This window comes from Haloarcula sp. JP-Z28 (assembly GCF_011440255.1).
GTDB lineage: Archaea > Halobacteriota > Halobacteria > Halobacteriales > Haloarculaceae > Haloarcula > Haloarcula marismortui.
The window spans coordinates 2,690-5,870 of the sequence record NZ_JAAOHT010000103.1; the positions used below are offsets into that span (position 1 = coordinate 2,690).

Annotated in this window: 3 protein-coding genes; 2 read left to right on the forward strand and 1 reads right to left on the reverse strand. The window is 61.3% G+C overall.

The window, feature by feature from the left end:
- A partial coding sequence (locus tag G9463_RS23845) for an ABC transporter substrate-binding protein (protein ID WP_193569708.1) occupies positions 1 to 429 on the reverse strand: 429 nt, incomplete at its 3' end.
- A gap of 174 nt (positions 430 to 603) precedes the next feature.
- On the opposite strand from G9463_RS23845, the gene kdgK1 reads away from it, so the two are divergent.
- Together kdgK1 and pyk are read left to right on the forward strand one after the other, a co-directional pair.
- Positions 604 to 1,563 carry a bifunctional 2-dehydro-3-deoxygluconokinase/2-dehydro-3-deoxygalactonokinase gene (gene kdgK1 / locus G9463_RS22205; protein WP_127013325.1) on the forward strand — a complete coding sequence of 320 codons (960 nt, stop codon included), beginning with the start codon at positions 604 to 606 and terminating at the stop codon, positions 1,561 to 1,563.
- A gap of 100 nt (positions 1,564 to 1,663) precedes the next feature.
- A partial coding sequence (gene pyk / locus G9463_RS22210; protein ID WP_165897859.1) for a pyruvate kinase occupies positions 1,664 to 3,181 on the forward strand: 1,518 nt, incomplete at its 3' end.

Consider the following 3,181-nt stretch of genomic DNA (forward strand, 5'->3'; position numbering starts at 1 on the left):
CACCTCCTCACCATCAACAAGCCGCTGTGCGTTGCTTCGGGCAGTATCTGAACTTCCACCCGTGTCCTCGACAACGAATTCGACATCTTTGCCCAGAAGCCCGTCACCGTCCAGAGGCGAATTGTACTTCTCGCTTGTTACCCACCCACCACCGTTGTTAATGTGCTTGACCGCGAGTTTGAAACCGCGTATCTCCTGCTTACCGGCCGTTGAGTACGCCCCGGAGGAAGCAACGTTGAAACCGAACGTCACCGAATCCCCGGATACCGGAAAGTTTCCAACTGGAGTTGGGGTCGGCGTCCCGTCCCCATCTGTCACACCCTCGCTGCCACCACAGCCCGCAAGTCCGGCCAACCCGGCGGCACCAATCGAACGGAGTAGGTCTCGCCTAAAGACGGACGGCCCACCACCATTTCTCCCTGAATCCATACTGGCGTGTGTAAATTACTATAGCACATAAACTTTTGGAGAAAACTAATGCTGGCGGTACTCACCAATTAAAACTACGAAGTAACTGTCTATAATATAGTAAGAGGTGATTACCGCCGCCGTCAGACGACTGGTTCTCCGGGATTTATACTAAGCCAGTGAGCAACGGTGGATATGACGGAGTTAGTTACGTTCGGTGAGACGATGTTGCGGTTATCGCCACCTGGCGACGAGCGACTGGAGACTGCAGACCAGTACGCCGTCAGGGCGGCTGGCGCGGAGTCGAACGTCGCAGTTGCTGCGCAACGGCTCGGAGTCGACGCGATGTGGGCGTCAAAACTCCCCGAGTCACCGGTCGGTCGCCGAGTCACGGGTGAACTTAAGCACCACGGCGTGTCGGTCGATGTTGCCTGGGACGACTCCGACAGCGCCCGACAGGGAACATACTATCTAGAACAGGGCAGCCCACCACGGGGCAACGACGTTATTTACGATCGCCAAAACGCCAGTGTCACAACCGCCACACCAGCTGAGCTTCCCACGGAGACCATCGCAGACGCCGCGGGGTTCCATACCTCGGGGATCACACCGGCGCTCTCGGAGACGCTCGAATCGACCACTGCTGACCTCCTTTCGCTCGCACAAGACGCGGGCACGACGACGAGCTTCGACCTGAACTACCGCTCGAAGCTCTGGACGCCGGCGGAAGCCCGTTCAGTTCTGACAGAGCTATTCCCGTCTGTCGACCTGCTCGTTGTTGCCGAACGCGATGCGAACGTCGTGTTGGACCGGACCGGCGACGCCGAAACGATCGCTCGGGACCTCGCCGCCGAGTATGGGTTCGAAGCGACAGTGATCACCCGCGGTAGCGATGGGGCGCTCGCGCTTGCTGATGGGACTGTAACGGAGCAACCGACGTTCGAGTCGACCGATGCGCACCCGGTTGGGACCGGCGACTCCTTTGTCGGTGGTTTCCTCTCGCAGTACCTCTCCGGTGGCACCGTTGCAGACGGGCTTGCTTGGGGTGCCGCGACGGCCGCACTCAAACGGACGATACCAGGCGATATTGCTGTCGTATCACCAGACGAAATCCGTTCTATTCTCAGCGGTGATACAGAAGCGATTTCGCGGTAGCTACGGCGTCCAGCAAGCTTCTTATCCCTTCGCGGGGAACGGCAGGGTATGATTAACTATGAACGCTGTAAACTGTGGCTCCCCGGATGCGGAGGTCACAATGCGTAGCGCAAAGATCGTCTGTACTCTCGGTCCTGCGTCGGACTCGGTCGACGACATCGCGTCACTCGCAAAAGCCGGTATGTCCGTTGCCAGACTGAACGCGAGCCACGGCTCGCCGGAACACCGCCGTGAAATGATCGATCGCATCCGGCAGGTGGACGAGGCAGTCGAGGAACCGGTCGCGGCCATGCTCGATATGCCTGGGCCGGAAGTCCGGACCGCGGAGATCGACGAACCGATTCAGCTCACGGAGGGGTCTACCATCCGGTACGTCGTCGGTGACGACGCGACGCCAGAAGAGGTCGGGCTTTCGCAGTCGATTACGGCAGTCGAGCCGGGCGACCGGGTGTTACTCGATGACGGTCGAATCGAGACGACCGTCAAACGTGTCGAGGACGAGACAGTGTTTGCGACCGTCGAGAACGGCGGCGAACTGGCCGCCCGCAAAGGCGTCAACGTTCCCGGCGTCGAACTCGACCTGCCGACGATTACGGAAAACGACGAACAAGAACTCGACGTGGCCGCCGAGAAGGAGCCTGATTTCGTGGCCGCCTCGTTTGTCCGTGACGGCGAGGATATCTACGAGATCAGCCAGGCACTCGAAGAGCGCGGTGTCGACATTCCGATCATCGCCAAGATCGAACGGGCCGGTGCCGTCGAAAACCTCGACTCGATCATCGACGAGGCCTATGGCGTGATGGTCGCCCGCGGTGACCTCGGCGTGGAGTGCCCCCTTGAGGATGTCCCTATCATTCAAAAGCGCATCATCCGCCGGTGTCACGAGGCCGGCGTCCCGGTCATCACGGCCACCGAGATGCTTGACTCGATGGTCCACTCCCGGCGGCCGACCCGCGCGGAGGCCTCAGACGTGGCAAACGCAGTTCTGGACGGTACCGATGCAGTGATGCTCTCTGGTGAGACGGCGATCGGTGACCACCCGGCCCGTGTCGTCGAGACGATGGACCGGATTATCCGCGATGTCGAGGGCAGCGAAGAGTACGCCGAATCCCGCGAACAGCGCGTGCCAAACGCCGGGGATACCCGAACAGACGCGCTCGCACGCTCGGGTCGGTTCCTCGCCCGCGACATCGGGGCGTCGGCGATTGTCGCCGCGTCCGAGTCCGGCTACACTGCCCTGAAATCGGCGAAGTACCGGCCCTCGATCCCCATCGTCGCGTCGACGCCGAGCGAGCGCGTCCGCCGGAAGCTCGCGCTCTCGTGGGGTATCACACCCGTAACGACCGAGTACACTACCGAAGGGGCCGACGCCGTCATCCAGACGGCAGTTCAGGCGGCCCTCGACACCGAAGCCGCGGACAGCGGTGACACGGTCGTCGTCCTGTCCGGGATGATGACCGAGCTGGAGGGGATGAACACGGCGAATATGCTGAAAGTCCACGTTGCGGCCGAAACGGTCGCGAGCGGTCGGTCCATTGTTGATGGCCTAGTGACTGGCCCCGTCCATCGGATTTCGACGGCCCCGCCCCGGGAGTCGCCAGGTGACCTCTCGAACGTC